21 protein-coding genes and 1 pseudogene are annotated in these 25,517 nt (G+C 30.7%); 12 read left to right on the top strand and 10 right to left on the bottom strand.

The window, feature by feature from the left end; all coding sequences use genetic code 11:
• The first annotated feature begins 23 nt into the window (after nucleotides 1-23).
• The 3 genes from AQ1689_RS12610 (at nucleotide 24) to folD (ending at nucleotide 5,025) form a co-directional block, all read left to right on the top strand.
• On the top strand, nucleotides 24-2,477 hold the full coding sequence (locus AQ1689_RS12610; protein WP_232122534.1) for a TonB-dependent receptor plug domain-containing protein: 2,454 nt from the start codon (nucleotides 24-26) through the stop codon (nucleotides 2,475-2,477).
• A gap of 262 nt (nucleotides 2,478-2,739) precedes the next feature.
• Nucleotides 2,740-4,068 (top strand): signal recognition particle protein, encoded by a 1,329-nt coding sequence (gene ffh / locus AQ1689_RS12605; RefSeq protein ID WP_101916085.1) that lies wholly within the window; start codon nucleotides 2,740-2,742, stop codon nucleotides 4,066-4,068.
• An 81-nt stretch (nucleotides 4,069-4,149) separates the two neighbouring features.
• Nucleotides 4,150-5,025 carry a bifunctional methylenetetrahydrofolate dehydrogenase/methenyltetrahydrofolate cyclohydrolase FolD gene (gene folD / locus AQ1689_RS12600; RefSeq protein ID WP_101916086.1) on the top strand — a complete coding sequence of 292 codons (876 nt, stop codon included), beginning with the start codon at nucleotides 4,150-4,152 and terminating at the stop codon, nucleotides 5,023-5,025.
• A gap of 76 nt (nucleotides 5,026-5,101) precedes the next feature.
• Here folD and AQ1689_RS12595 read toward each other — a convergent pair whose 3' ends face one another.
• The 5 genes and pseudogenes from AQ1689_RS12595 to pepE form a co-directional block, all read right to left on the bottom strand.
• Nucleotides 5,102-6,829, bottom strand: a complete 1,728-nt coding sequence (locus AQ1689_RS12595) for a thiol-activated cytolysin family protein (protein ID WP_101956308.1) — start codon at nucleotides 6,827-6,829, stop codon at nucleotides 5,102-5,104.
• Nucleotides 6,830-7,425: 596 nt separating this feature from the next.
• A pseudogene (msrB, locus tag AQ1689_RS12590) lies at nucleotides 7,426-8,471 on the bottom strand (peptide-methionine (R)-S-oxide reductase MsrB).
• 85 nt (nucleotides 8,472-8,556) lie between these two features.
• Nucleotides 8,557-8,841, bottom strand: coding sequence for a hypothetical protein (locus AQ1689_RS12585; RefSeq protein WP_101907715.1), 285 nt, complete (start codon nucleotides 8,839-8,841; stop codon nucleotides 8,557-8,559).
• Nucleotides 8,838-9,407 carry an RNA polymerase sigma factor gene (locus AQ1689_RS12580; protein WP_232122533.1) on the bottom strand — a complete coding sequence of 190 codons (570 nt, stop codon included), beginning with the start codon at nucleotides 9,405-9,407 and terminating at the stop codon, nucleotides 8,838-8,840. The genes AQ1689_RS12585 and AQ1689_RS12580 overlap by 4 nt, the downstream gene beginning before the upstream one ends.
• Nucleotides 9,408-9,431: 24 nt before the next feature.
• Nucleotides 9,432-10,145, bottom strand: a complete 714-nt coding sequence (gene pepE, locus AQ1689_RS12575; RefSeq protein ID WP_101956307.1) for a dipeptidase PepE — start codon at nucleotides 10,143-10,145, stop codon at nucleotides 9,432-9,434.
• A 127-nt stretch (nucleotides 10,146-10,272) separates the two neighbouring features.
• Between pepE and AQ1689_RS12570 the strand changes: the two genes are divergently transcribed.
• The 5 genes from AQ1689_RS12570 to AQ1689_RS12550 all read left to right on the top strand — a co-directional run bounded on the left by AQ1689_RS12570 (nucleotide 10,273) and on the right by AQ1689_RS12550 (nucleotide 17,326).
• Nucleotides 10,273-11,106, top strand: coding sequence for a carboxypeptidase-like regulatory domain-containing protein (locus AQ1689_RS12570; RefSeq protein ID WP_101956306.1), 834 nt, complete (start codon nucleotides 10,273-10,275; stop codon nucleotides 11,104-11,106).
• Nucleotides 11,103-11,915 carry a carboxypeptidase-like regulatory domain-containing protein gene (locus tag AQ1689_RS12565; protein ID WP_101956305.1) on the top strand — a complete coding sequence of 271 codons (813 nt, stop codon included), beginning with the start codon at nucleotides 11,103-11,105 and terminating at the stop codon, nucleotides 11,913-11,915. The genes AQ1689_RS12570 and AQ1689_RS12565 overlap by 4 nt, the downstream gene beginning before the upstream one ends.
• Nucleotides 11,916-11,977: 62 nt before the next feature.
• Nucleotides 11,978-12,481, top strand: coding sequence for a DUF6702 family protein (locus AQ1689_RS12560; protein WP_101956304.1), 504 nt, complete (start codon nucleotides 11,978-11,980; stop codon nucleotides 12,479-12,481).
• Nucleotides 12,482-12,596: 115 nt separating this feature from the next.
• Nucleotides 12,597-14,711: a M1 family metallopeptidase gene (locus AQ1689_RS12555; RefSeq protein WP_239761285.1), complete on the top strand. Its 2,115-nt coding sequence runs from the start codon at nucleotides 12,597-12,599 to the stop codon at nucleotides 14,709-14,711.
• Nucleotides 14,712-15,100: 389 nt separating this feature from the next.
• Nucleotides 15,101-17,326, top strand: a complete 2,226-nt coding sequence (locus AQ1689_RS12550; protein ID WP_101956302.1) for a M1 family metallopeptidase — start codon at nucleotides 15,101-15,103, stop codon at nucleotides 17,324-17,326.
• Nucleotides 17,327-17,406: 80 nt separating this feature from the next.
• Here the strand turns inward: AQ1689_RS12550 and AQ1689_RS12545 are convergent, their stop codons facing one another.
• From AQ1689_RS12545 to AQ1689_RS12525, 5 genes are all read right to left on the bottom strand, one after another.
• Nucleotides 17,407-17,841 (bottom strand): DUF4440 domain-containing protein, encoded by a 435-nt coding sequence (locus tag AQ1689_RS12545; RefSeq protein ID WP_101956369.1) that lies wholly within the window; start codon nucleotides 17,839-17,841, stop codon nucleotides 17,407-17,409.
• Nucleotide 17,842: 1 nt separating this feature from the next.
• Nucleotides 17,843-18,796, bottom strand: coding sequence for an AAA family ATPase (locus tag AQ1689_RS12540; protein WP_101916096.1), 954 nt, complete (start codon nucleotides 18,794-18,796; stop codon nucleotides 17,843-17,845).
• Nucleotides 18,797-18,903: 107 nt separating this feature from the next.
• Nucleotides 18,904-20,283, bottom strand: coding sequence for a peptidylprolyl isomerase (locus AQ1689_RS12535; protein WP_232112556.1), 1,380 nt, complete (start codon nucleotides 20,281-20,283; stop codon nucleotides 18,904-18,906).
• Nucleotides 20,246-21,142: a hypothetical protein gene (locus tag AQ1689_RS12530; protein WP_145993698.1), complete on the bottom strand. Its 897-nt coding sequence runs from the start codon at nucleotides 21,140-21,142 to the stop codon at nucleotides 20,246-20,248. The genes AQ1689_RS12535 and AQ1689_RS12530 overlap by 38 nt, the downstream gene beginning before the upstream one ends.
• Nucleotides 21,143-21,259: 117 nt before the next feature.
• Nucleotides 21,260-21,541, bottom strand: coding sequence for a DUF493 family protein (locus AQ1689_RS12525; protein WP_101956301.1), 282 nt, complete (start codon nucleotides 21,539-21,541; stop codon nucleotides 21,260-21,262).
• A 111-nt stretch (nucleotides 21,542-21,652) separates the two neighbouring features.
• Here AQ1689_RS12525 and AQ1689_RS12520 point away from each other — a divergent pair, with 111 nt between their 5' ends.
• The 4 genes from AQ1689_RS12520 (at nucleotide 21,653) to AQ1689_RS12505 (ending at nucleotide 25,509) form a co-directional block, all read left to right on the top strand.
• A complete protein-coding gene (locus AQ1689_RS12520; RefSeq protein ID WP_101916099.1) occupies nucleotides 21,653-22,183 on the top strand; it encodes an AAA family ATPase in 531 nt (176 codons plus the stop codon).
• A gap of 4 nt (nucleotides 22,184-22,187) precedes the next feature.
• Nucleotides 22,188-24,080 carry a RecQ family ATP-dependent DNA helicase gene (locus AQ1689_RS12515; RefSeq protein ID WP_101956300.1) on the top strand — a complete coding sequence of 631 codons (1,893 nt, stop codon included), beginning with the start codon at nucleotides 22,188-22,190 and terminating at the stop codon, nucleotides 24,078-24,080.
• Between the two features lie 24 nt (nucleotides 24,081-24,104).
• On the top strand, nucleotides 24,105-25,049 hold the full coding sequence (gene fmt, locus AQ1689_RS12510) for a methionyl-tRNA formyltransferase (RefSeq protein ID WP_180947593.1): 945 nt from the start codon (nucleotides 24,105-24,107) through the stop codon (nucleotides 25,047-25,049).
• A 184-nt stretch (nucleotides 25,050-25,233) separates the two neighbouring features.
• Complete coding sequence (locus tag AQ1689_RS12505) at nucleotides 25,234-25,509, top strand: HU family DNA-binding protein (protein WP_101901545.1); 276 nt, start codon at nucleotides 25,234-25,236, stop codon at nucleotides 25,507-25,509.
• Nucleotides 25,510-25,517: the final 8 nt, after the last annotated feature.

The following is a 25,517-nucleotide window of genomic DNA, read 5'->3' as shown; positions in this document are numbered from 1 at the left end:
TAAGCAATATTACTTTTAAAAAAGTGCCTTTTAAAACGCTATCTTTAAAAGAATCATTACATCTTTTAAAAAAAATCACACCGTTAAATATTGATGCACTAGGCAATAATTATTATGTATTATATGCTACAAAACCGCAACATATTTTTACTTCGGATAAAAAAACCACCACCACCACGTTAAAAGCTAATTTACAGCTTGACGAAGTGTTAGTTACTGGTTCTAGAAATAATTTTAGAGCAACAAAAGATGCTGCTATTGCTACTGATATTATCGATTTAAATAAAATAGCCTCAAAAAGCAGTTTGCTAGAAATCAATGACTTTTTACAAAAAAACATTCCTTCTTTTAATGCCAACAAACAATCTGGTGCCGATGGCGCTGACCACAGTACTCCTGCCACGTACAGAGGTTTAGGGCCCGACCAAACTTTGGTACTTATTAACGGAAAAAGAAGGCATCAAGCATCGCTTATTAATTTGCACGGAACTCGTGGAAGAGGAAATTCAGGTACCGATTTAAACGCCATTCCTGTATCGGCGATTAAAAAAATTGAAATTTTAAAAGATGGCGCATCGGCACAATACGGTTCTGACGCTATTGCGGGGGTTATAAATATCCTCTTAAAAAACGATTCTAATTCACTAAACGTACAGACAACACTTGGTTTTAATAACGCTAGTAAAAACACGAATGCTACAAATAATATTGATGGTCATATTGATGGTTTTACCTATAAAATTGCTATTAATTACGGCACTAAATTATTTAATAAAGGGTTTTTAAATATTTCGTCAGATTTTTTATCAAAAGACCAAACCAGCAGATTAGGAACCGATATTAGGAGAAAATATGGCGATGCCGCTATAAAAAAAACGAGTAGCTTTTTTAACTCAGAAATCCCTATTGCTAAAAATTTAGTGTTCTATGCAAACGGCGGATATCATTTTAAAAACACTGCTGCCTATGCGTTTTCACGAAAAACGAATAGCGAACGAAATGTAACAGCGCTTTACCCGAAAGGTTTTGACCCTTTAATAACAGCCAAAATTTCAGATAAATCTTTTTCTACAGGTTTAAAATTAACCCACAATAATTGGAATATTGATGTTAATAACACCTTTGGAATAAACAACTTTCACTATTTTATTAAAAACACCTTAAATGCTACCTTGTTAGAAAAATCGCCTACAACCTTTAATGCAGGCGGTCATTTATTGAGTCAAAATACCACAAGTATTGATTTTTCTAAAAACGTTCCTACATTTTTTAAAGGAATTAATATTGCCTTTGGAACAGAGCATCGACTAGAAAAATATCAAATTTTTTCAGGCGAACAAGCCTCTTATAGTTCCTACGACACCCAGGGTAATTTAGTTACTCCTTTAACATTAAAGGAAAAATTAGTTACTTTAAATACGAAAATAAGACCTGGGGCATCGCAAGGATTTCCTGGGTATTCGCCTAAAAATGAGCTGCAAAAAAGCCGTAACAATTTAAGTTTCTACCTAGATTCTGAAGTAGATTTCACCAAAAAATGGATGCTTGCCACCGCTTTCAGATATGAACATTATACCGATTTTGGCAATGCCATTAATTATAAATTAGCTAGCAGAATTAAACTTTTGCCCACACTTAACTTAAGAACTTCTTTTAGCACAGGCTTTAGAGCGCCTTCGTTGGCACAGGTTTATTACAATTTTTCATTTACAAATTACATCGGAAATACTCCTAGCGAATCGGTACTTATTGCCAATAACAACCCTATTTCCCGCACATTTGGAGTCGATAAATTAAAAGAGGAAAAAACTAAAAATACGAGCTTCGGAATTGCTTATAATCCTAAATATAATTTTATTGTTAATGTTGATACTTATTTAATATCAATAAAAGACCGAATTATATTAAGCGGTAATTTCAATGCTACGACCTTAAATTTACCTGCCCAAAATATTCAATTTTTTGCCAACGGCGTACACAGTACTACCCGCGGTTTAGATATTAAAATAAATTGGTTTAAAAAATTTAACAATTCTAAATTATCAATAGACTTATTTGGAAATATAAATTCTATGAAAATAGATAAAGTAGCCCATAAAAACCTCGATAAAGAAACTTTTTTTGGTGTTCGAGAGCGTCATTTTTTACTAGCCTCTGCCCCTAAAAATAAATTTATCTTAAATTTTAATTATCAAAAAGAAAAAATCAATATCAACACAAATATTACTAGGTTTAGCGGCGTTACATTAATTGACTGGAAAATGAATAACGACATTTACCATCCAAAATATACGGTTGACCTACAATTTCAATACCATCTTTTTAAAAATATAATTGTACACACTGGGGCTAGCAATATTTTTAATACCTATCCAACAATTCAAGATAAATATACCGATAGCGGCGGCGTTTGGGATGCTACTCAAATGGGGAGTAGCGGTGCTTTTTACTACTCTAAAGTTCAATTTTCTTTTTAAAAAAAATTATTTGAAGCTATTTCCCGCTTTCCGCACTCGCTCTTTTTTGAAAAAAAATCAAAAAAGGAGCTCAAACAATTGCTACAATCGGGGCTAGGAATTTGCTGCTTTTATTAAAAATTCAAACTACATTGCTTATAAAAGTTATTTTAATTTAAATAAAAAGCAACAAATTGAACAAAATCGAACAAACTGCTCTTAAAAAACCATAGTCCTAACAACTAAATTATTATATTTGTAGCTCTAAAAATGAAGCCGATACATGTTTAATAATTTAAGTGAAAAGTTAGATAAAGCGTTACATACGCTTAAAGGACACGGAAAGATTACAGAAGTTAACGTTGCTGAAACACTAAAAGAAGTTCGTAGAGCTTTATTAGATGCCGATGTTAACTTTAAAATCGCCAAAGAATTTACTAAAAGAGTACAGCAAAAAGCCATAGGACAAGACGTATTAACTACGTTAAACCCAGGGCAATTAATGGTTAAATTAGTTAAAGATGAATTGACCGATTTAATGGGTGGTGACACTGTTGGTATTAATTTAGGAGGTTCAATGAGCGTTATCCTAATGTCTGGTTTACAAGGATCTGGTAAAACTACTTTTTCAGGTAAATTAGCAAACTTCTTAAAAACTAAAAAGTCGAAAGAAGTATTATTAGTAGGTTGTGATGTGTATCGTCCTGCCGCTATTAATCAGTTACAAGTTGTTGGTGAACAAATTGGTGTAGAAGTTTATGCCGAGGTTGACAATAAAAACCCGATTGAAATTTCTCAAAATGCTATTAAGCATGCAAAAGCAACGGGTAAAAATGTAGTAATTATTGATACCGCTGGTCGTTTGGCTGTTGATACAGAAATGATGGATGAAATTTCAAACATTCATAAAGCTGTTAATCCGCAGGAAACGTTATTTGTGGTAGATTCAATGACAGGGCAAGATGCTGTAAACACCGCAAAAGCCTTTAACGATATTTTAAATTTTGATGGTGTTGTACTAACAAAATTAGACGGTGATACTCGTGGTGGAGCTGCATTATCTATTAAATCAGTCGTAAATAAACCGATTAAGTTTATTGGTACTGGTGAAAAGATGGATGCCATTGATATTTTTCACCCCGATCGTATGGCAGATCGTATTTTAGGAATGGGAGATGTTATCTCATTAGTAGAACGTGCCCAAGAGCAATACGATGAAGATGAAGCTAGAAAACTTCAGAAAAAAATTGCAAAAGATCAATTTGGTTTTGATGACTTTTTAAGTCAAATTCAACAAATCAAAAAGATGGGTAGCATGAAAGATTTAGTTGGAATGATTCCTGGGGCGGGTAAAGCCTTAAAAGATGTCGATATTGATGAAGGCGCTTTTACAGGGATTGAAGCAATTATTCAATCAATGACTCCGCTAGAAAGAAGTACACCTTCTTCTATAGATGCGAGTCGTAAAAAACGAATTGCAAAAGGTTCTGGAACGTCAATTCAAGAAATAAACCAATTGATGAAGCAGTTTAACCAAATGAGCAAAATGATGAAAATGATGCAAGGTGGTGGCGGAAAAAAGATGATGCAAATGATGCAAAACATGAAATAATTAAAATACAATATATTAAAAAGAGAAGCCGTGGCTTCTCTTTTTATTTAGATATAATTATTAACAACAACACTCTACAAAATGATTTTACTAGACGGTAAGAAAACATCAGCAGATATTAAAGAAGAAATTGCTATTGATGTATTAGATTTAAAAAATCAGGATAAAAAAACCCCTCATTTAGCTGCTATTATAGTTGGTAACGATGGCGCAAGTTTAACCTACGTTAATGCAAAAGTAAAAGCCTGTGATCGTGTCGGTTTTGAATCTTCTTTAATTCGATTATCGGAAGATATCACAGAAGAAGAATTATTAAATGAAATTGCTATTTTAAACATTGATAATGATATTGATGGTTTTATAGTGCAATTACCACTACCCGATCACATTAATGAACAAAAAGTATTGATGGCAATAAACCCAGACAAAGATGTGGATGGTTTTCATCCAACGAATGTTGGTAAAATGGCATTAAATTTACCTACTTTTATTTCAGCAACTCCTTTTGGAATTTTAGAATTATTAGACCGCTATAAGGTAGAAACTTCTGGTAAAAACGTGGTAGTTATTGGGCGTAGTCATATTGTTGGTAGCCCAATGAGTATTTTATTATCTCAAAAAAGAAACGTTGGAAACGCTACTGTTACTTTAACACATAGTAGAACTAAAAATTTAAAAGAAATTACCTTACAGGCTGATATTATTATTGCTGCTTTAGGAATTCCTGAATTTTTAAAGGCTGATATGGTAAAGGAAAATGTAACGGTAATTGATGTAGGAATTACCCGTGTTGCCGATTCGTCTAAAAAGAGTGGTTTCCGTTTGGTTGGTGATGTTGCTTTTGATGAAGTTTCAAAAAAATCAGCATTTATAACGCCTGTTCCTGGTGGTGTTGGTCCTATGACTATTGCAATGTTATTAAAAAACACCTTGTTAGCTTGCCATAGAAATTCATAAAATAAAAAACAAATTATATAAATAAAAAGGAGGTCAAATTGACCTCCTTTTTTTTAAAACTATTATTATTATATTGTTAATTCAAAAAATAGATACTATATTTCAAAGATATTTTATCATATTCTCCACCGTAGTACCCATCAATAGCATTTAAAAATTCAAATGAATTACCATTGTTATTTTTTGGTACAGAAATTAATTTATTACGGCTATCATAACCTATCCATTCTTTTTTTTCTGCATTATACTCATATATAATAGCAGCAGTACCTCCATCTTCTTGAACTACATAACGATCATCAGCTTCACCAGCAACAGATACTAGTCTAAATCGCTCACCATTTACTTGATCTACATCAAAATCAATAAATTTACTGCGATTCCAAATATTTTTTGTGGTATCAAATTTGTAAAAATCCCTTACTACGTGCTCATTACTAAACCCCCAATTAATAGAAGATCCTATACTATACCAACTATTTGTAGCTTTATTAAATTTTTGTACACTTAATTTTCCAAATAATTCTAAACCAGAAGTACCATGATCGTACCCCCAATAATTAGTAGAAACAGTTAATGGGTTAAATCGTACTTTTTTTCTACTTACAAGTTCACAATCTCTTTGCACATACTTAACATTGCTTACAACCTTAAAAGGAGAGTTATTAGATACGTAATTTACTTTATACGAAATAGGATATCCTGGATTTGTTCTAGATACATTTGCTCCTTCTTTTAAGAAAGTATTTATAGCTTTCAAATCACCCGATACCGCACTTAAACCTGCAGTTATTCCTGGCTGTGCATCTCCACCAATTTGCTTTACTTTTACTGTAGTATTCTGTAATGTTTGATTATATTTTGTAGAAACATCAGCTTTAACAGAACCTATAGCGCCTTTATATGCAAAATTTAATGCAGCCGAGACATCTTTAGCACTCTCTGAAGATTCATAAATCAAAGAAAATAATCTACCATATGTTATAGATTCGATATAAGAAGCTGGATTCATATTAACATTTGAAATATTTTCCTTATAATCAGTTACATAATTAGTAAGATTTTCAGGAGTTACACTATTATTAAACCATCCTCTATCACCTATTAATTCAGCCTTAGGCGTTACTGTTGCAGTAAAAAAACGTTGTTTTAATGAAACTACATAACGTGTTTTTTTATCACTAAAATTAATTCCTAATTGACCAGCAACATCAACTCCTGAACCTGAGTAACCAGCTTTTAAAGCAAATTGTAAATCACTTGAGTTATGAACTCTTTCTATAGATACTTCAAATGCTGCTGGAAAACGAGCTCCTGAATCATAGTAGTTTCCTAAAATTCTATTCAACTCATTTCTCACAGAACCGGGTGTTGGGTTCGGAATAATTGTAGATGTAGATGCAGATGTACCTGAAATAACATCTAAACCTATCTCAATTGAATTTCTATCTCTACCATAAAATGGAACAGATGTTGGAGATCCATCTTGAATAGACCTTGCTCCGACTAAGTTACCTGGCCATAACAAGCTTCCATTTGGATTAATTAGAAAAAAATCTGAATCTGTTTTATCAAAACTTACTTCTTCCTCTACACAGTTTGTTTCAACCTCAGATATTAAACCTCTATTGTATTTGGTAATATCTTTAATCACTAAATTACTAATTCCATCTGGAATATCTTCATTTAAAAATTGACTTTTAGATGCTTTTAAATTTTTACCATCAAAAGTCTCTTCTTCATTACAAGATACTAGCATAGTTAAACATAATGCAAGTACTGTAAACCCTCTATATTTCTTCATTTTTAAAATATATTTATGTGTTAATTATAATTTATTTAAAATAAGGAAACAAATCAGATTAACCGATTGTTTTTTGAACAGTATCACACCAAAGAAGTCACTCCTTATTTTCATATCTCTTAATTATGAAATATAAATATAGGATTTTAAACAGCTATAATGACATATTACAAAAGTAATTTATCACGCAGTTCGATTGCACTCGGGGGATATGCCATCTCTTATTTCTAGTAAAAAGACCATTAATTACAAATGACTAGTATATCATATTAAGGTTAAATTACATACTGGCAATTTACACTTTCATCATTAATAAACTATTAATAATCATTATAAATTATAATAAAAATTAAAACACTCATATTCAAGTAGATACATATAGTGAAATTATAAAAATCCCTTAATATCAAAATTATAAGAGTTTAATTTTACAATTTTTATAGAATAAAACAGCTGGTAAATTTTATTTAATAACAATTTTGCAACTATTTTTTAATCATAAATACTTAATAATTATAATTATTTTTCATTTAGATAACTCACTCTTTATTTTTATTAACAGATGATGAGTAACCTACACAAAAACAAGTCTCTATTTATTTGTCTAACAGATAAAGAAATTTTTTATACTTCCCTCTTTTCATTTCTTCTTTAGAAATAAAACGTAAAGAGGCACTATTAATACAATATCTTAAACCTCCTTTATCAGCAGGGCCATCATTAAATACATGTCCTAAGTGAGAATTTCCTGTTTTACTACGTATTTCAGTACGAAGCATACCTAATGTTTTATCTGTTTTCTCATAAACTGATGATTTACTTAAAGGTTTTGAAAAACTTGGCCATCCACAACCAGACTCAAATTTATCCGTAGATATAAATAATGGTTCACCTGTTGTAATATCTACATAAATCCCCTCTCTAAATTCATTCCAATATTCATTTTTAAAGGGCACTTCTGTAGCATTTTTTTGTGTTACTTCGTATTGTAAATTACTTAATTTATTTTTAAGCGCTGTATCACTTTGTTTTTTATAAATCTGATTGTTTGAATCTGATATTCGATTAGCCTCTTTCGTCATTTGAAAAAAGAATTTAGGAATATGACAATATCCTGAAGGATTTTTATCTAAATACTTTTGATGATACTGTTCTGCTCGATAATAATTTTGTAATATATTAGATTCTACCACAATAGGGTTATCATATAATTTAGTAAGTTCGTTTAAAGTTAACTTTACAATAGCTTCATCTATTTTTTCAGTATAATATATACCTGTTCGATACTGTGTACCTATATCATTTCCTTGTTGATTAAGTTTTGTTGGATCAATAATTTTAAAAGTTTTTTTAATGTAATTTGAGCTGGATTATATTCTACTTTCACTGTTTCAACAAAACCTGTTTCCGTAGTAGATATAATTTTATAAGTCGGATTTATAATTTTTCCATTAGCATACCCAACCTCGGTATTTATAACACCTCCGATTTGTTGTAAAAAATGCTCTATTCCCCAAAAACAACCTCCTGCGAGATAAATTTCCTTATTTTTTATCATTATTTTTTCTGATACTTGAGCATTTAAACACTGTGTAATTACAGTAAATGCAAACAAAAACATTAAAAAATTTATTTTTTTCATATTTATTAATTTTTACAAAAAAGATACTTTGGTGACCTTTATATATATAGTCGAAAAATTTTATAAATACTGACAAAAAATAAAATTAAATATTTATTTTATTTTTAATTAAACCCTTAAGCTCCTGTATATCAGATTTATTTATTTTTATTTTTTTATTCTCTTCTATCATTTTTTTTGATAGAAGAGAATCTATTTTTTCAAATTTACGTTTATAAGAAGCACATGATATACATACGTATAAATGAAAACTAAGCCATTTTTCATTGATAAATGAAAGATTTCCTGTATTTTGTTTTTCTATTAAAATTGGAATTTTTTCACATGGCTTAATAATAAAATGAATTAACTTATTAATCGTTGTTTTCATAATTTTTCAAACCAATTTAATTCTATACATTTCCTTAATTGCATACGACTTCGTTGAAGTATTTTCCACAAGTTATTTAGGGAAATATTCAATTCACTGCAAACCTCATTGTTCTTTTTTTCTTTTAAATAATAAAGTTTTACAACAAGTAACCATTGAGCGGGTAAATCTTCAATACATTTATCTAATGTACTATGTAGTGAATTTTGATTTTCTTGTTCATTTAAATTTTGATCCCAATCATTAAAAATTGAATTATCTGTCCAAGAACCTGTTTTCGAATCAAAAAAATTTACTATATTAATGCTTTTAGTATTACGATATTTTTTTCGATAAAAATCGGCAACTTTATTTTTAAGAATAGTTTGTAACCAAGTAAGTGGAGTACTTTCTTCTTTAAAATGATGATACGCTTGTACTGCAGAAACAAAAACTTCTTGTACTAAATCTTTCGCATCATCTCTATTTTCTAGTAAAAATATAGCTCTTTTAAGTAATGGTTCTGAATAAAGATCTACCCATTGGTTAATTACTATTTCTTTATCTTTCATATTTAAAGTACACATCTAAAATGAATAAAAAGTGATTTATTAAAATAAATTCATTCTATGAATCTTTGTGTTTGTATTTAATTCTATTGGTTCTTTATCTTTTTGAAACAAACGTGCCGATAAAGTTCCTTTTAAAACAATTTCATCTCCTGTTACCGCTAACCAACTTCCTTCACGCAATCCTAAAACGGGTGTTTCATTAAAAACATGGTATTCTTTGATACGAGTTTCACGAGTCTCGCCCATATGAGTTGAGTTTTTTATAGGATCTAAATAATGCGCGTTAATATTAAAAGGAATCAAATTTAAGGTGTTAAAACTCGGCGGATATACAATAGGCATATCGTTGGTATTCATCATCGTTACGCCACAAATATTACTTCCTGCGCTGGTTCCTAAATAAGCTGTTCCGTTTTCTACAACATTTTTTAAAGTGTCAATTATATCGTTTTTATATAATTGATTTACCAATTCAAAGGTGTTTCCGCCTCCTGTAAAAATTCCTTTTGCTGCTTTTAAAGCTTCCTTCTGATTTTCAAATTCATGGATTCCTTTTACTTTTTTATCAAGCTTTGCAAAATATTTTTTGGCAATATCGGTATATTGGTCATAGGTAATTCCACCAGGTCGGGCGTAAGGAATAAATAAAATAGTGTCGGTATCTTTAAATAAATTAATCAGTGTTGTGGTTATATATTCTAAATATCCACTTGCGTGAACAGTCGATGTGCTTGCTATTATCATGTTTTTCATAGGTCAAATTAACAAAAATTTACCATAGCATTACAACATTTTTAAGACAATTAGGTGATTTATTTGTAATATGAAGTGCTTTTGATGATTTTTAAAAATAAAAATAACCAGTGTTCAAAAAAAATATATGAAAAAAAAATACCTATTAATTTTATTCCTTTTTAGTGTTATTAAAATCACTTTTTCTCAAGAACAGCAAAAAATCCCTCCAAAATTTTTATACGGTAACCTTAAAGATACTATTGGAAACCTATATAATGCGCACATCATCAATTTAACGACAAAACAAGGAACTTTTACCAACCAATCTGGTGAGTTTAGAATTTTAGCAAGCGTAAATGATTCTTTAAAAATATCGTTTGTTGGTTATAAATCAATCCGTATTAAAGTGAGCGCAAATCATTTTGGAATTCAAAAAAACAGCTTTATTTTAAGTAAAGAAACTTTTGAACTAGACGAAGTTACCTTAAAAAAGCATCAATTAAAAGGGCGTTTATTTAGCGATTTAAAAGAAGTTCCTACAAATTTTGGAGCGATAAAATCAAAAAAAGCAGTAGATTTTTCAATGATTGATTTTAACCAAATTGTTATTTCAAAAGTTGATGCAACAGCGCGTATCAAAGCGCCTGACATGAGAAAACAAGTTGATCCTACAGCAAGGTTTGAAGGTGTTTCTATCAAATCTGGAGCAGGAATTGACCAATATGCCGCCGAAAAAAGAAGGCTTCGAAAAGAAATTCAATTTAAAGAGAACTTTCCTAAAATATTGCTATCAGAATTTGGTGAAAAATTCTTTTTTATCGAGTTGAAAATCCCCAAAGAAAAATACCATCACTTTTTAAATTATTGCAATTATTTAGGTATTGAAGAATTATACAAAAAAGGCAGGGTTTTAGAAATGCTTAAAATACTTCAACAACAAAGTGAAAATTATTTAATAATTATAAATTCAACAGAATGAAAAAAATAGTTTATATCTTGTTTTTAATACTTTTTTGTTTAAAAATACAGGCGCAAAAACAACAAATACCTCGAAATTTTTTATACGGAAGCGTGAACGATAAAATTACCACTATTTATAATGCGCACATCATCAATTTAACCACAAAACAAGGAACTTTTAGCAATCAAGCGGGGGAGTTTAGAATTTTAGCTAAAGTAAATGATTCTTTAAAAATATCGTTTGTTGGTTATAAATCAATCCGTATTAAAGTGAACACAAATCATTTTGGGATTCAAAAAAATAATTTTAAACTACATAAACAAGCCTATGAATTAGATGAAATAACACTTAAAAAAAATGATTTGCTAGGTTTTTTATCCTCAGATATAAAAAATATAAAAACAACAGCTCAAATAAATGCGACAACATTAAACCTGCCTTATGCAGGCTCTAAACAACTAACACCTGCCGAAAGAACACTGCAAACCGCTATGGGAGGAAGTAAGCCTTTTACCTTTGGTTTGGCGAATGTAATTTCGTTAGACTACATTATAAACACCGCTTCTGGAAGGATAAAAAAGCTTAAAAAACTAAAAGCCATCGAAAGTTTAGAAGTAAAAGTAAACAAGATAAAAAGCAGCTATTCGGCGGCTATTGTGCAAGAATACAAGATAAAAAAAGCAGACATTTATAAATTTATTTATTATTGTACTTCGGATGAAAAATTTGAAGAAACCTATAACGCTGGTGAAATAAATATGATTTTATTTTTAAAAAAGAAGGTCGAAAAATTCAAAAAATTAAACTTAAACGATTACAAAGAGTAAAAAAGAGTAATTTGGCGCATTTATCAGTATAAAAACATCAAAAAATAAACTTAAAAAGATACATGAATAAAAATATCATAAAAATAAGCCTACTTTTTTTTATCCTTCCACTACTCGCTTTTAGCCTTCATAAATACTATATTTCATTAACTGAAATTAGCTATCAAGAAGAAACAAAATCAGTACAAATGATTATGAATGTTTTTATGGACGACATAGAAACTGCCATAAATAAAGAGTATAATGTCGATTTACAATTAACGTCAAACAAAGAATTGAAAAATGTTGACTCACTTTTTGTTAAGTATTTAGAAAAAAATTTTAAGATTAAAATTAACCAAAAACAGGTTGCTTATCATTTTATAGGTAAAGAATACGATGGCGATATTGTCTATTTTTATTTAGAAATAGACAATATAGCAAGCCTAAAAACCATTGAAATAGAAAATAACATGTTAATTAAGTACTTTGCTGAACAACAAAATTTAGTAAAAGCTTCTGTAAAAAAAGAACGTAAAAGTTTATTTTTAGATAAAAAAAACAATACAGGATTGTTAAAATTTTAACATTCTTTATTTATATTCCTCGCTTCTTATTATTTTTTTCAACTATTTATCAATAATTACTAAACTAAACACATCAATGAGGTACACTATTTTATTCATTTTTTCTATTTTTTTTATGACTAGCCCTGTTTTTTCACAGCATGTTTCTAAAAAAATATTCGAAATAAAATCCGAAAACATAACAAAGCAAGGGCATACAAATCAAAATAAATTCAAACAATTAAAAGAGCTTTTATCAACTCCAAATAGCCAACATACTGCGTCGGGAGCACCTGGAAAAAAATACACCCAACAAAAGGTTGATTATAAAATGGACATCGTTTTAAATGATGCTAACCAAAAAATAACGGGAAAAGAAACGATTACATATCATAATAATTCTGAAGATGAATTAACATATTTATGGGTGCAATTAGATCAAAATGTTCGTGCGTCAGATTCTAAATCTCCAGATATTAAATCAAATAAAATCCCTAAAAAACTAAGTCAAGAAATGTTTAAAAAAGCATTTCCTGAAACTCTTTTTGATGGCGGATTTAAAATAACTGCGGTTACCAATACCGATGGATCTAAATTATCGCACAGCATTAACCAAACCATGATGCGTATTAATTTAGCGCAACCTTTAGCTTCTGGAGCTACTTTTAAATTTAATATTAATTGGTGGTACACCATTAATAATCACAGAACGCTTGGGGGAAGATCTGGCTATGAACATTTTGAAAAAGATGGGAATAATAATTATGTAATTGCACAATTTTATCCAAGAATGTGTGTGTATAATAATGTAGAAGGTTGGCAAAATGAGCAGTTTTGGGGACGAAGTGAATTTGCCTTAGAATTTGGCGATTTTAATGTAAATATTACTGTTCCTGCCGATCATATGTTAGGCGCAACGGGTGTTTTACAAAATGAAAAAGAGGTTTTATCTAAAAAAGAATTAAAAAGATTAGCAAAAGCCAGAAAAACCTACGATAATCCTGTAGTTATTAGAACTCAAAAGGAAGCTATCGAACTTGAAAAACAGGATGCTAAAAAAACCAAAACTTGGAAATTTAAAGCTAAAAATGTAAGAGATTATGCCTTTGCAACTTCAAGAAAATTTATTTGGGATGCCATGGCAGTCAATATCAACGGAAAAAATGTAATGGCATATTCGTTGTATTCTAAAGAGGCAAACCCGTTATATGGCGAACATTCTACCAGAGCGGTGGCGCAAACTTTAAAAACATATTCAAATTATACCTTTGATTACCCGTATCATAAGGCGATTTCTGTAGATGGGCAAATGGGAATGGAATATCCGCAGATTTGCTTTAATCCAGGACGACCAAATGCTGACGGAACGTATTCTGACAGAGTAAAATACCGAATGATTAAAGTTACAATTCATGAAGTTGGGCATAATTTTTTTCCGATGATTGTAAATTCTGACGAACGCCAATGGACTTGGATGGATGAAGGTTTAAATTCATATATGGAAATGTTAGCGGAATTGGCTTACGACAAAAATTTCCCTGTTACTAGAGGCTATCCGAAGAATATTGTAAAATATATGAGTGGCGATCAATCTAAAATTGCGCCAATTATGTCAAAAGGAGATCACGTATATCAATTTGGAAACAATGCTTACGCAAAACCTGCTACCGCTTTATGGATTTTGAGAGAAACCATTATGGGGCACGAATTATTTGACCATGCTTTTAAAACCTATGCGAAAAGATGGAAATTTAAACACCCTACTCCTGCCGATTTTTTTAGAAGTATGGAAGATGCTTCGGCAATTGATTTAGACTGGTTTTGGAGAGGTTGGTTTTACACCACTGATGTTACTGATATTGGTATAAAAGCGGTTCAGAAATTTTATACCACTAAAAACAGCGATGCCTCAGTTAATTTTATAAAAGATAGCAGCAAAGGTTTAGGATTTTCTAATAACCACTCAAAATATCATTATCAAATTACCTATAATAAGCCAGGTGGTTTGGTAATGCCGATACTTGTGCAATTTACCTACAAAGATGGTAGCAAAGAGAAAAAAACATATCCTGCACAAATTTGGACCTATAATGACAAGCAAGTAACCAAGGTATTTTCTTCGGATAAAGAACTACAACAAATTACGATTGATCCGAACCTAGAAACTGCCGATGTTGATACTTCAAACAACAGTTGGCCTAGAAAAACAGCGACTAAATTTGATAAATTTAAGCGTAATCGTAAAAAATAAAATAGCACTTGTTTAAATAAAATAAACTGTCAGTTCTAGTGATTTTTTTTACTTCAAATTCCTTTTAGTCATTAAAATCACTCGAATTGATAAAAATCAGCAAAAAAAGGGAATAACTACGGAAAATTAAGATGCGAAACTGAAATAAATTCAGTTTGACAGATTCAATTTCTTATTTTTCTGTAATATTTTTTTCAGATGAAACTTAAACAAGCTCTTACCTATTAATAAAAACAAACTATTAAAAAGCGATGCCCTTAAAAGTATCGCTTTTTTTATACAAATTAAACAGGCTACAAAAGGTTTGTTAAAGTTTTAAAACAAATTTTTCTACTACTCAAATTTCAGTAACTTACCACGATATTTTAAAATTTAATTAAAAAAAGAAAATGAGAAAATATTCTACACTACTATTTTCAGCTCTTTTTGTATCTGCATCACTATTTGCACAAACAACAAATAAAGAGCCTCAAAAAGGTCATATTGATCAGAACAAATTTCGTCAATTAAAAAATGTGTTGGCTACACCAAACGACCAACACACAGCATCAGGAGCGCCTGGACATCAATATACTCAGCAAAAAGTTGACTATGTAATGAACTTACATTTAGACGAAGCTGCTAACAAATTATATGGTGACCAAACAATTACCTACCATAACAATTCTAAAGATAAATTAGACTATTTATGGGTGCAGTTAGATCAAAATATGCGTGCTCCAGATTCTAAAAGTCCGCTTGCGGAGTCTAAAGGAGCGAGTATTTTTCAAACTCCTGAAAAATTTGTAGCAAAAAACTTAGGGATTTCTAAAGATTTTGGATTCAAAATAGAAGAAGTAAAAAATGAAAATGGCAATGATTTATCATACACCATTAATCGTACAATGATGCGTATTAATTTACCAAAAGCATTAAAATCGGGCGAAGTTTTTACTTTTAAAATAAAATGGAACTACCTAATTAATAATTCTGTTGATGACGGTGGGCGTTCTGGTTTTGAATTATTTCCTGACGGGAACAAAAACTATACTATTGCGCAATTTTTCCCTCGTTTAGCTGTTTATGACAACGTTGAAGGTTGGCAAAACATGCAATTTTGGGGACGTAGTGAATGGGCATTAGAATTTGGCGATTACGACGTTAAATTAACCGTTCCTGCCGATCATATTGTAGATGCTACTGGTCAATTACAAAATGAAAAAGAGGTACTAACCAAAGAACAACGTAAACGTTTTACAAAGGCTAGAAAATCGTACAAAAGCCCTGTTTTTATTGTTACCCAAAAAGAAGCAGAAGCAAACGAAAAAGGAAGATCTACCAAAACGAAAACATGGCACTTTAAGGCAAATAACGTACGTGATTACGCTTTTGCATCTTCAAGAAAATATATTTGGGATGCCATGGCTGTAAAAATAAATGGTAAAAATATTATGGCGGTTTCTTTGTATCCAAAAGAAGGAAACCCTTTATGGGAGCAACATTCAACAAGAGTTGTGGCCAATACTTTAGAAGAATATTCTAAAATGACTTTTGATTATCCGTATTCAAAAGCAATTTCTGTTCATGCAAAAAAACAAGGAATGGAATACCCGATGATTTGTTTTAACTACGGACGTCCTAATGCCGACGGAACCTATTCTGATAGAGTTAAAAACGGAATGATTGGTGTTATTACACACGAAGTTGGGCATAACTTTTTCCCGATGATTGTAAATTCTGATGAACGTCAATGGACTTGGATGGACGAAGGTTTAAATTCTTTTGTTGAAACCTTAGCAGAATTAGACTACGACCCAAACTTCAATACGGGTAATTTACCCAAAGATATTGTGCGTTATATGAGTTTAGATCAAAGCAGATTATCGCCAATTATGTCGCAGGGTGATTACGTAAAAAACTTCGGTCCAAATGCTTATACAAAGCCTGCCGCTGGTTTATATATGTTACGTCATACCATTATGGGACCTGAATTATTTGATTATGCTTTTAGAACCTACGCTAAAAGATGGATGTTTAAACACCCTACTCCTGCTGATTTCTTTAGAACTATGGAAGACGCATCTGGTATGGATTTAGACTGGTTTTGGAGAGGTTGGTTTTATTCAACAGATTATACTGATATTGCAATAAAAGAAGTAAAATCGTTGTTTTTATCGAATAAACCAAACGAAAAAACGAAAAAACTACAAGAAAAATATCCTTCTTACTTTGCTGGTTTAGGTAAATTAGTTTTTTTAACAACCGATAAAAAAGCTGCAAATTCATCGGAAGTAGAAAACTATATTAATAGTTTATCTGCCGATAAAAAAGCACGTTTAAAAGCATTACCAAAGTATATGTATCAGGTTGAATTTGAAAAGCCAGGAGGTTTACCAATGCCAATTATTATCGAATTAACATACGCTGATGGCAGTAAAAAGAGAGAAACTTTTCCTGCTCAAATTTGGATGAATAACGATCAAAAAGCATTCCGTGTTTTTTCTTCGGATAAAGAAATAAAAAGCTTTGTAATAGATCCTGATTTAGAAACTGCTGATATTGACACTACAAATAACAGCTGGCCTAAGAAAAAAACAAGTAAATTTAACCGCTTTAAAAATAAGGCGAAAAAATAATTTTGATGTTTTTTCAAACATTAAAACAACAAAAAACCCGCTTTTAAAGCGGGTTTTTAATTTTATAAATAGCTGATTTATTAACAAGAAGTGTCTGCTATAATTTTCCATTTATTTTTTATCTTCTTAAAAATAATCATAAAAACACCCTTGGCATTCCCTACTTTTCGGGTTAAATGGTATTCGCCCATTACAAAATAAGCGCCATTGGTTATTTTTGAAATATCATTTACTTTAAATTTTAAAACTCCTGAATGGTTTTTTGTTGGATAGCCTTTTTTATAGTTCGATAGGGTTTTGTTCCATCCATAAGTAAGCCCGTTGCTTCCGTAAAATTTTAGAGAATCGCTTTTCCAATAGCCCTGCATATAACCTTCTAAATTATGGTTTGACCAAGCGGTTTCTTGGGCTTTCATAACGGCTAAAATTGCCTTTTTTTCTACTTTTTCTGACACTTCCTTTTTACAAGAAAAACTAATCAGTAATAACAGTGTTGCTATAAGTACTTTTTTCATCTTAAAATAATGATTTAATAATTTGTTCAATAGTAATTCCTTCGGCTTCGGCTTTGTAATTTTTAACAATTCTGTGCGATAATATTGGTACTGAAACTGCTTGAACATCTTCAATATCGGGCGAAAACTTACCTTTTATAGCTGCGTATGCTTTAGCGGCTAATATTAAATTTTGTGAAGCTCTTGGTCCTGCTCCCCAATCGATATATTTTTTAACTAACGGCATTGCTTTTTCCGATTTTGGACGTGTTTTAGCCACCAAACCAACAGCATATTCAATAACATTATCGGCTACTGGAATTTTTCGAATTAGGTGTTGCATTTCAATAATTTCTTGAGAAGAAAGAATAGAATTTACGGTTGGTTTATTTGTTGATGTGGTATTTTTTACTACCTGAACTTCTTCTTCAAATGTAGGGTATTCTAAATGAATAGAAAACATAAACCTATCTAATTGGGCTTCTGGCAACGGGTATGTTCCTTCTTGCTCTATAGGATTTTGGGTAGCTAACACAAAAAATGGCAGGTCTAATTTATAGTGATTTCCAGAAATAGTTACTGATTTTTCTTGCATCGCCTCTAATAAAGCTGCTTGGGTTTTTGGCGGCGTACGGTTAATTTCATCGGCTAAAATAATATTAGAAAAAATAGGCCCTTTTATAAATTTAAACTGACGGTTTTCGTCTAAAATTTCGCTTCCTAAAATATCCGAAGGCATTAAATCGGGTGTAAACTGAATACGACTAAACTGCAAACCCAATACTTCCGATATGGTATTTACTAGCAGTGTTTTTGCCAATCCTGGCACACCTATTAAAAGAGAATGACCTCCACAAAGAACAGATAATAGCGTATAATCAACAGCGGATTGCTGCCCAACGATAACCTTACCTATTTCTTGTTGTAATTGACTGAATTTTTTAACTAAATTATTTACAGCGGCTACATCTGACATAGAATAAATTTTAAATTTACGTATTTCAAAAATAGTGTTTTAGAAACTATTAAAAAACAAGAATCCCGCTAAAGGCGGGATTCTTGTTTTACTAAAATTAGTAGGGGTTATTTATGTTCTTTTTTCCAGTCTTTTTTAAAGACACACTTCTTATAATCGCTTGATAATTTGATGTAGGTTTCTTGTATTTTTTCTTTAGACCACTTGGTAATTTTTTCTTCTTTTTTCTTCGCCAAGGCAAATTCTTGTAATTTCACATAGTCATCTACCAGATTTGCTTTATGTGTTTGTGTTTTTGTTTTTAATAAAATCACTTTATACATTTTTTTACCCTCACGAGTTTCATCATAATGAATATCTGATAAATCTCCTTGATTAAGTTCGCTAATTCTACCAAATAATTCTGGTGCCATTCTAGTTAATTCAAAAGTAGTTTCTTGTGTATATGGGTTAATTAATAATCCGCCATTATTTTTAGTTTCTTCTTCTTCTGAATATTTTTTTACAGCATCTTCAAAAGTTATTTTCTTTTCTTTAATATCTTTTACAATATTTTGAATAGCTTGTTTTGTTTCTTTTAATTTTTCATCAGCAATTTCTGGCTGTAGTAATATATGAGAAACCTCACGTCCGTTACCTCTTATTTTATTTAGTAAAATAATATGGTATCCAAAAGGCGATTTAAAAGGTGCTGATATTTGCCCTTCTTCTAATGAAAAAGCTACTTCTTTAAATTCTTTTACAAAGTTAGTTTCTTTGGTAATAACCCCCATGTTTCCGCTGTTTTGAGCAGCACTTGGGTCTTCAGAGTTTATAATTGCTTTTAATTTAAAACTAGCACCATTTTCAACCTGCTTTTTAATTTCATTAAGCTTGTTAATAACACGTTCTATTTCTTGCGATGTTGGTTCTGCATTTAAAACTAATTGCGCTATCGATACTTGCGCAGGAATTTCTGGCAATTCATTTTTATCATTTAATCCTTTAAAATAAACACGTATTTCTTCGGGAGTTACATCTACTTTTTCTGTAATCTTTAACTGCTCCTTTTCAATAAGAATATTTTCTTTTTGTACCCTCGCTAATTCTTTTTTAAGGTCTTCAATATCGTTAAAACCATAGGCTTTAATTACTTTTTCTTCACTTCCGTATTGGTTGGTAAAATAAGAAATACTTCGTTGTACTTTACTATCAACATCTGACTGAGCAACAACAACACTATCAATAACTCCATGGTGAGCTAATAATTTTTGTTCCATTAATTCCTCTAACATTTCACAGTTAGAAATTTTTATTTTCCCTTCGCTTCTAACCTCAACTTCTTGTTTAAATTTATCAATATCAGAATCTAAAACAATGTTTTTACCAACAACCACAGCCACACCATCAACTTTGTTTTGTTGTGCATTTACACTCCCTAAACCTACCAAAAAAAAGGTAAATAACAGGCTAGTATTCTTTAAAGTTTTTATTTTGAATTGCATCATTTATCAAGGTTTTTTCTATCTCTCTAATTAATTCTAATTTTCTTTTGTGTAAAATTATTTGCTTAATCCTAGGACGTACAAATATTAAAGGGGCGCTCGCATTTTTTGGCAACCTCTTTTTTACAGCCACCAAATATACTCCTAAACTATCTTCTTTTTGTATGTATTTTGAAATTTTTAACAAACTTTGCGTGGTTTGCAGCTGAAAAGGAGGGATTATTTTAGGCAAATAAGAAAATGGCACCCAGGTTGTATCTCCTAATCGATACGATTTGAAGTTTAATAAATAACGTTCTAATTCTTCTCTATCGGATTGTTTTGATGATTTAAAATTTTTAATAACCTCGGCTTTATCTAAAAAATCTTTTCCAAAGTTAATATATTCAAATTGTAAAATTTCTTCGTTTAATTTAAAATTTTCTTTATTTTTATAATAATACGTTTCTATTTCTTGCAAGGCTACAACAGTGTCTAACTGTTGTTTTATTAGGCGTTCTTTGTAGCCATTTATATACAGACTGTTTTTGTAATTATGAACTAGAGCCGCTATTTTTTTACTATTAAGTTCTGATATATTTTCTTCTGCCTTAGCTAATAATAATTGTTTTTTTGCCCATGAGTAAATAAACCCTCGTGTCATAACAACACTATCTTTTGGGTTTATATCTTTTGGTAACAGCTCTTCAATATCTTTTTTATAAAGATTTTTATTATAAACCGTTGCAATAGGTTTGTGCTGTTCTGATACTTTTTTTGTTTTTAAACTGATAAAATCACAGGAAACAATAGACAATGCTATTAAAAAAAAGAATGTTTTTTTAATTATTTTTTTACTGATTGTATGTTTTTTTGAACTCACTTAAATATACTTACGTTTATTTTTACTTCTTTTTTTCGATTTGCAACAACTACAAATCGGTTTTTAACGCCTTAAAAACTATTAAAATTTTTAAGGCTATTCAACGTTTTTTTGATATTATAATGAAATAATACCCTTAATAACATCTGCTCTTTTATAATAAGTAATTACCTCTTGGGCGCTTTTAACATTTAAAAAAATAGAAAGACTGTTATACTTACCTGTTTTTGACTGTTTGGTTTTAATAACCGCACCCCCATTATTAAACACTTCTTTCACTTCTTCTGCCTGATTTTCATCCGTAGGTACAATAAATTTAAACAAATATTTCGTAGGAAATGTTGTTGTGTCTTCTAATTGTCCTTTCAATTTAATATAAAATGCTTCTCTATCTGACATAATACTTAACTATTATCGTTTTTAAAATTAATTTTTCATCCTTAAAAAATGATCTGGCACAAAATTACACTATTTATTACATTTATAAATTGAAACTTATATTTTTGCAGCATGCAACAAAAAATAGTTTTAATAGGTGGTCCTGGCACAGGCAAGTCTTCAATTTTAAACGAGTTTATAAATCTTGGTTATAATTGCATGCCTGAAATTTCGAGAGAAGTAACGCTAAAGGCCAAAAAAGAAGGAATAGAGCAATTGTTTTTAGAACAACCTTTGCTTTTTAGTGAAATGCTACTACAAGGTAGAGAACAACAATATTTAGATGCTGAAAAAAACACGGCAGATGTCATTTTTTTTGACAGAGGAATACCAGATGTACATGCGTACATGAATTATTTAGGAAACGAATATCCGCCTGTTTTTAAACAAAAAAGTGGGCAATACTTATACACTAAAGTATTTATGTGTCCGCCTTGGGAAGGTATTTATGAATCTGATAATGAACGATATGAAACCTTTGAACAAGCGGTTGAAATTGATCGTTTTTTAAAAAAATCATACCTAGAAATTGGTTATGAAATTATAACTGTTCCTTTTGGAACTGTAAGGGAACGCTGCGATTTTATTTTACAATCGATTTAAAAAAATGTATGAAAAATCGATAGAAATATTAACGCATTACTGGAAGCATCAATCTTTCAGAGCACCTCAACAAGAAATTATAACGGCTGTTTTAAACCGAAAAGATACCATCGCCTTGTTACCTACGGGCGGTGGAAAATCTATCTGTTTTCAAATTCCTGCTTTAATTAACGATGGCGTTTGTATTGTTATTTCGCCACTAATTGCCCTAATGCAAGACCAGGTAGATAGCCTTGTTAATAAAGGTATAAAAGCAACAATAATTCCTTCAGGAAGTTCTCAAGACGAAATAATTACACTTTTTGACAATATTCGCTTCGGAAAAACGAAATTTTTATACATTTCTCCCGAACGTTTACAGTCGCGTTTTATTCAAGAAAAGATAAAACAACTAGCTGTTAATTTAATTGCCATTGATGAGGCGCACTGTATTTCAGAATGGGGACACGATTTTCGTCCTTCGTATCAAAATATTGCTATTTTAAAAGAACTGCAACCAAAAGTTCCTTTTATCGCCTTAACAGCAACGGCAACTAAAAAGGTGGTGAACGATATTATTGTTTCGTTAAAACTTGATACCCCTAAAATTTTCAAAAAATCTTTTTATCGAAAAAATTTAGCCTATCAAATTTTTCAAACCGATGATAAACTTCGCAAACTAAATCAGATTTTTACCAAAACAAAAGGTTCGGCAATTGTTTATGTAAATTCAAGAGTCAAAACAAAAAATATTGCCAGCTATTTAAATGCGAAAGGATTTAAGAGTTCTTTTTATCATGCAGGCTTAACAATTCAAGAAAAAGAACGTGCTTTTGATAATTGGATGACCGAAAAAACACCCATTATAGTAGCCACAAATGCCTTTGGAATGGGAATAGACAAGCCAAATGTGCGGGTGGTAATTCATTTAAACCTTCCTGGATCTATCGAAAATTATATTCAAGAAGCTGGGCGTGGCGGACGAGACGGAAACAAAGCTTTTTCAGTGATTTTAAACAATCAGAATGACCTCAAAAAAAGTACTGATTTATTAGAAAAATCACTTCCTAATATTGCTGATATAAAATTAGTTCATCGAAAATTATATCAGCAATTTCAAATTACAAAAGGCGAATTGATTGAAACAGCTTTCGATTTTAATTTTCTAGAATTTTGTACAAAATATAAATTTACTTCTAGTAAAACACATGCTGTTCTACAACTATTAAATAGCAACGGAATTATTGAATTAAATGCCAATTTTCAACAAAAATCAAGCATTCATTTTATCGTTTCAAGCAAACAAGTGGTTTTATATTGGCAGCAAAATCCAGCAGCAAAAAATTTTATACAAACACTTTTGCGTTTATATGGCGGAGTTTTTGAAAATCCTGTAAAAATTGATGAATTTTATATCGCCAAAAAAACAGGCATTACCTCCTGGCAAGTTGTAAAGGAATTAGAACGAATGCTTGAAAAAAATATACTTGAATACCAAAAAGCAAGCAATAATTCTGAATTATTTTTTTTACAGCCAAGAGAAGATGATAAAACAATTAATAGGGTTTCAAAAAATATTGAGCTGTATTTAGCTCAAAAAAAGAAAAAACAGCAAGATTTAATTCATTTTTTAAAAAATAATGACGTTTGTAGAAGCGTGCAATTATTAAATTATTTTAATGAAGAGACGACTAATAATTGTGGTATTTGTGATGTTTGCCTACAACATAAACAAACTTTTTATATCAATCCTAAGCATATTATAGCGCTTTTTGATAAAGATAAAAAAGAAGGGTTAACTGTTTGTGAAATCTGTACCCGACTACATGAAAAACAAGCAAACATTTTAATACTTTTACGAACGCTTTTATCCGAAGAAAAAATTAGCGTTACTAACAATAAATATTTTTTACTATAATTTTTACTATAAACTTAACTATAAATGAGAGATTTACGAATCGTTTTTATGGGAACACCCGATTTTGCGGTTACCATTTTAAAACACCTTATCGAAAATGATTATAATGTAGTTGGCGTAATTACCGCGGCAGATAAACCTGCTGGTAGAGGTCGTAAACTAAACCAATCGGCAGTTAAAAAATATGCCCTTTCTCAAGAGCTTCCTATTTTACAGCCTACAAATTTAAAAGATGAAGCCTTTCAGGCAGATTTAAAAAATTGGAACGCTAATTTACAGATTGTCGTTGCTTTTAGAATGTTGCCAAAAACAGTTTGGGCAATGCCTGAATTTGGTACTTTTAACCTGCACGCTTCTTTATTGCCTGATTATCGTGGAGCTGCTCCTATTAATTGGGCTATTATTAATGGCGAAACAACCACAGGCGTAACTACTTTTTTTATTGATGATAAAATAGATACAGGTGAAGTTATTTTACAAAAATCGGTAGCTATTAAAGAAGATGAAATTGTTGGGCAGCTACACGACCGATTAATGAATTTAGGTGCTGGTTTAGTTGCTGAAACCCTAGATTTAATTGCCACTGGAAATGTTCCTACGACAAAACAACCCGAATTAGAAGAAAAGCCTGCACATAAGCTGTTTGCTGATAACTGTAAAATAGATTGGTCTAAATCTTTAAATGATATTTACAATCATATCCGTGGATTAAATCCATATCCTGCCGCTTGGACAAGCATAAAAAATGGCGAAACAGAAATTTCAGCTAAAATATACGGAACAACAAAAGAATTTGCCGAGCATGATTTAGCCAATGGAACTCTTGTAACTTCTAAAAAAGAATTGAAAATTGCGGTCAAAGATGGATATCTTATTATTAATGAAATTAAAATTTCAGGTAAAAAATTAATGGATGCTAAAAGTTTATTAAATGGTTTTCAATTTTCTGAAGATGCAAAAGCGCTGTAAGCCTTTATACATCAGCTTTAGCCATTTTCAACAAAAAACAAGCAGGGTTATTAACAATTTTAGGAATGTTATTAACAATTGGTGTTTTTTTCAGGGTAAAAACTTGCATGGAACCGCATTCCGTCTATATTTGTTGAGCTATTAAGCGAAAAAACAAAAATTAATATTTTAAACTATTAAAATTATGAACAAATCAGATTTAATCGATGCAATGGCTGCTGATGCAGGAATTTCTAAAGCTTCTGCTAAACTTGCATTAGACTCTTTAACTTCTAACGTTACTACTTCTTTAAAAGCTGGAGAAAAAGTTGCTTTAGTTGGATGGGGAACTTGGTCTGTTTCTGAAAGAGCTGCTAGAACTGGTAGAAACCCTCAAACAGGAAAAGAAATTCAAATTGCTGCTAAAAATGTAGTAAAGTTTAAGGCAGGTGCTGGTTTAAGCGATTCTGTAAACAACTAAGAATTTTT

Origin of the sequence: Tenacibaculum finnmarkense (assembly GCF_900239185.1) — a bacterium.
GTDB classification, from domain to species: Bacteria; Bacteroidota; Bacteroidia; order Flavobacteriales; family Flavobacteriaceae; genus Polaribacter; species Polaribacter finnmarkensis.
Note: the sequence above shows the minus strand (reverse complement) of the source record. Positions and strands in the feature narration are given on the sequence as shown.

Bases quoted from the DNA above. Each gene is read 5' to 3' on its own strand.
- ffh (WP_101916085.1), top strand. From the start codon at position 2,740: ATGTTTAATAATTTAAGTGAAAAGTTAGATAAAGCGTTACATACGCTT.
- folD (WP_101916086.1), top strand. From the start codon at position 4,150: ATGATTTTACTAGACGGTAAGAAAACATCAGCAGATATTAAAGAAGAA.
- AQ1689_RS12595 (WP_101956308.1), bottom strand. From the start codon at position 6,829: ATGAAGAAATATAGAGGGTTTACAGTACTTGCATTATGTTTAACTATG.
- AQ1689_RS12585 (WP_101907715.1), bottom strand. From the start codon at position 8,841: ATGAAAACAACGATTAATAAGTTAATTCATTTTATTATTAAGCCATGT.
- AQ1689_RS12580 (WP_232122533.1), bottom strand. From the start codon at position 9,407: ATGTGTACTTTAAATATGAAAGATAAAGAAATAGTAATTAACCAATGG.
- pepE (WP_101956307.1), bottom strand. From the start codon at position 10,145: ATGAAAAACATGATAATAGCAAGCACATCGACTGTTCACGCAAGTGGA.
- AQ1689_RS12570 (WP_101956306.1), top strand. From the start codon at position 10,273: ATGAAAAAAAAATACCTATTAATTTTATTCCTTTTTAGTGTTATTAAA.
- AQ1689_RS12565 (WP_101956305.1), top strand. From the start codon at position 11,103: ATGAAAAAAATAGTTTATATCTTGTTTTTAATACTTTTTTGTTTAAAA.
- AQ1689_RS12560 (WP_101956304.1), top strand. From the start codon at position 11,978: ATGAATAAAAATATCATAAAAATAAGCCTACTTTTTTTTATCCTTCCA.
- AQ1689_RS12555 (WP_239761285.1), top strand. From the start codon at position 12,597: ATGACTAGCCCTGTTTTTTCACAGCATGTTTCTAAAAAAATATTCGAA.
- AQ1689_RS12550 (WP_101956302.1), top strand. From the start codon at position 15,101: ATGAGAAAATATTCTACACTACTATTTTCAGCTCTTTTTGTATCTGCA.
- AQ1689_RS12545 (WP_101956369.1), bottom strand. From the start codon at position 17,841: ATGAAAAAAGTACTTATAGCAACACTGTTATTACTGATTAGTTTTTCT.
- AQ1689_RS12540 (WP_101916096.1), bottom strand. From the start codon at position 18,796: ATGTCAGATGTAGCCGCTGTAAATAATTTAGTTAAAAAATTCAGTCAA.
- AQ1689_RS12535 (WP_232112556.1), bottom strand. From the start codon at position 20,283: ATGATGCAATTCAAAATAAAAACTTTAAAGAATACTAGCCTGTTATTT.
- AQ1689_RS12525 (WP_101956301.1), bottom strand. From the start codon at position 21,541: ATGTCAGATAGAGAAGCATTTTATATTAAATTGAAAGGACAATTAGAA.
- AQ1689_RS12520 (WP_101916099.1), top strand. From the start codon at position 21,653: ATGCAACAAAAAATAGTTTTAATAGGTGGTCCTGGCACAGGCAAGTCT.
- AQ1689_RS12515 (WP_101956300.1), top strand. From the start codon at position 22,188: ATGTATGAAAAATCGATAGAAATATTAACGCATTACTGGAAGCATCAA.
- fmt (WP_180947593.1), top strand. From the start codon at position 24,105: ATGAGAGATTTACGAATCGTTTTTATGGGAACACCCGATTTTGCGGTT.
- AQ1689_RS12505 (WP_101901545.1), top strand. From the start codon at position 25,234: ATGAACAAATCAGATTTAATCGATGCAATGGCTGCTGATGCAGGAATT.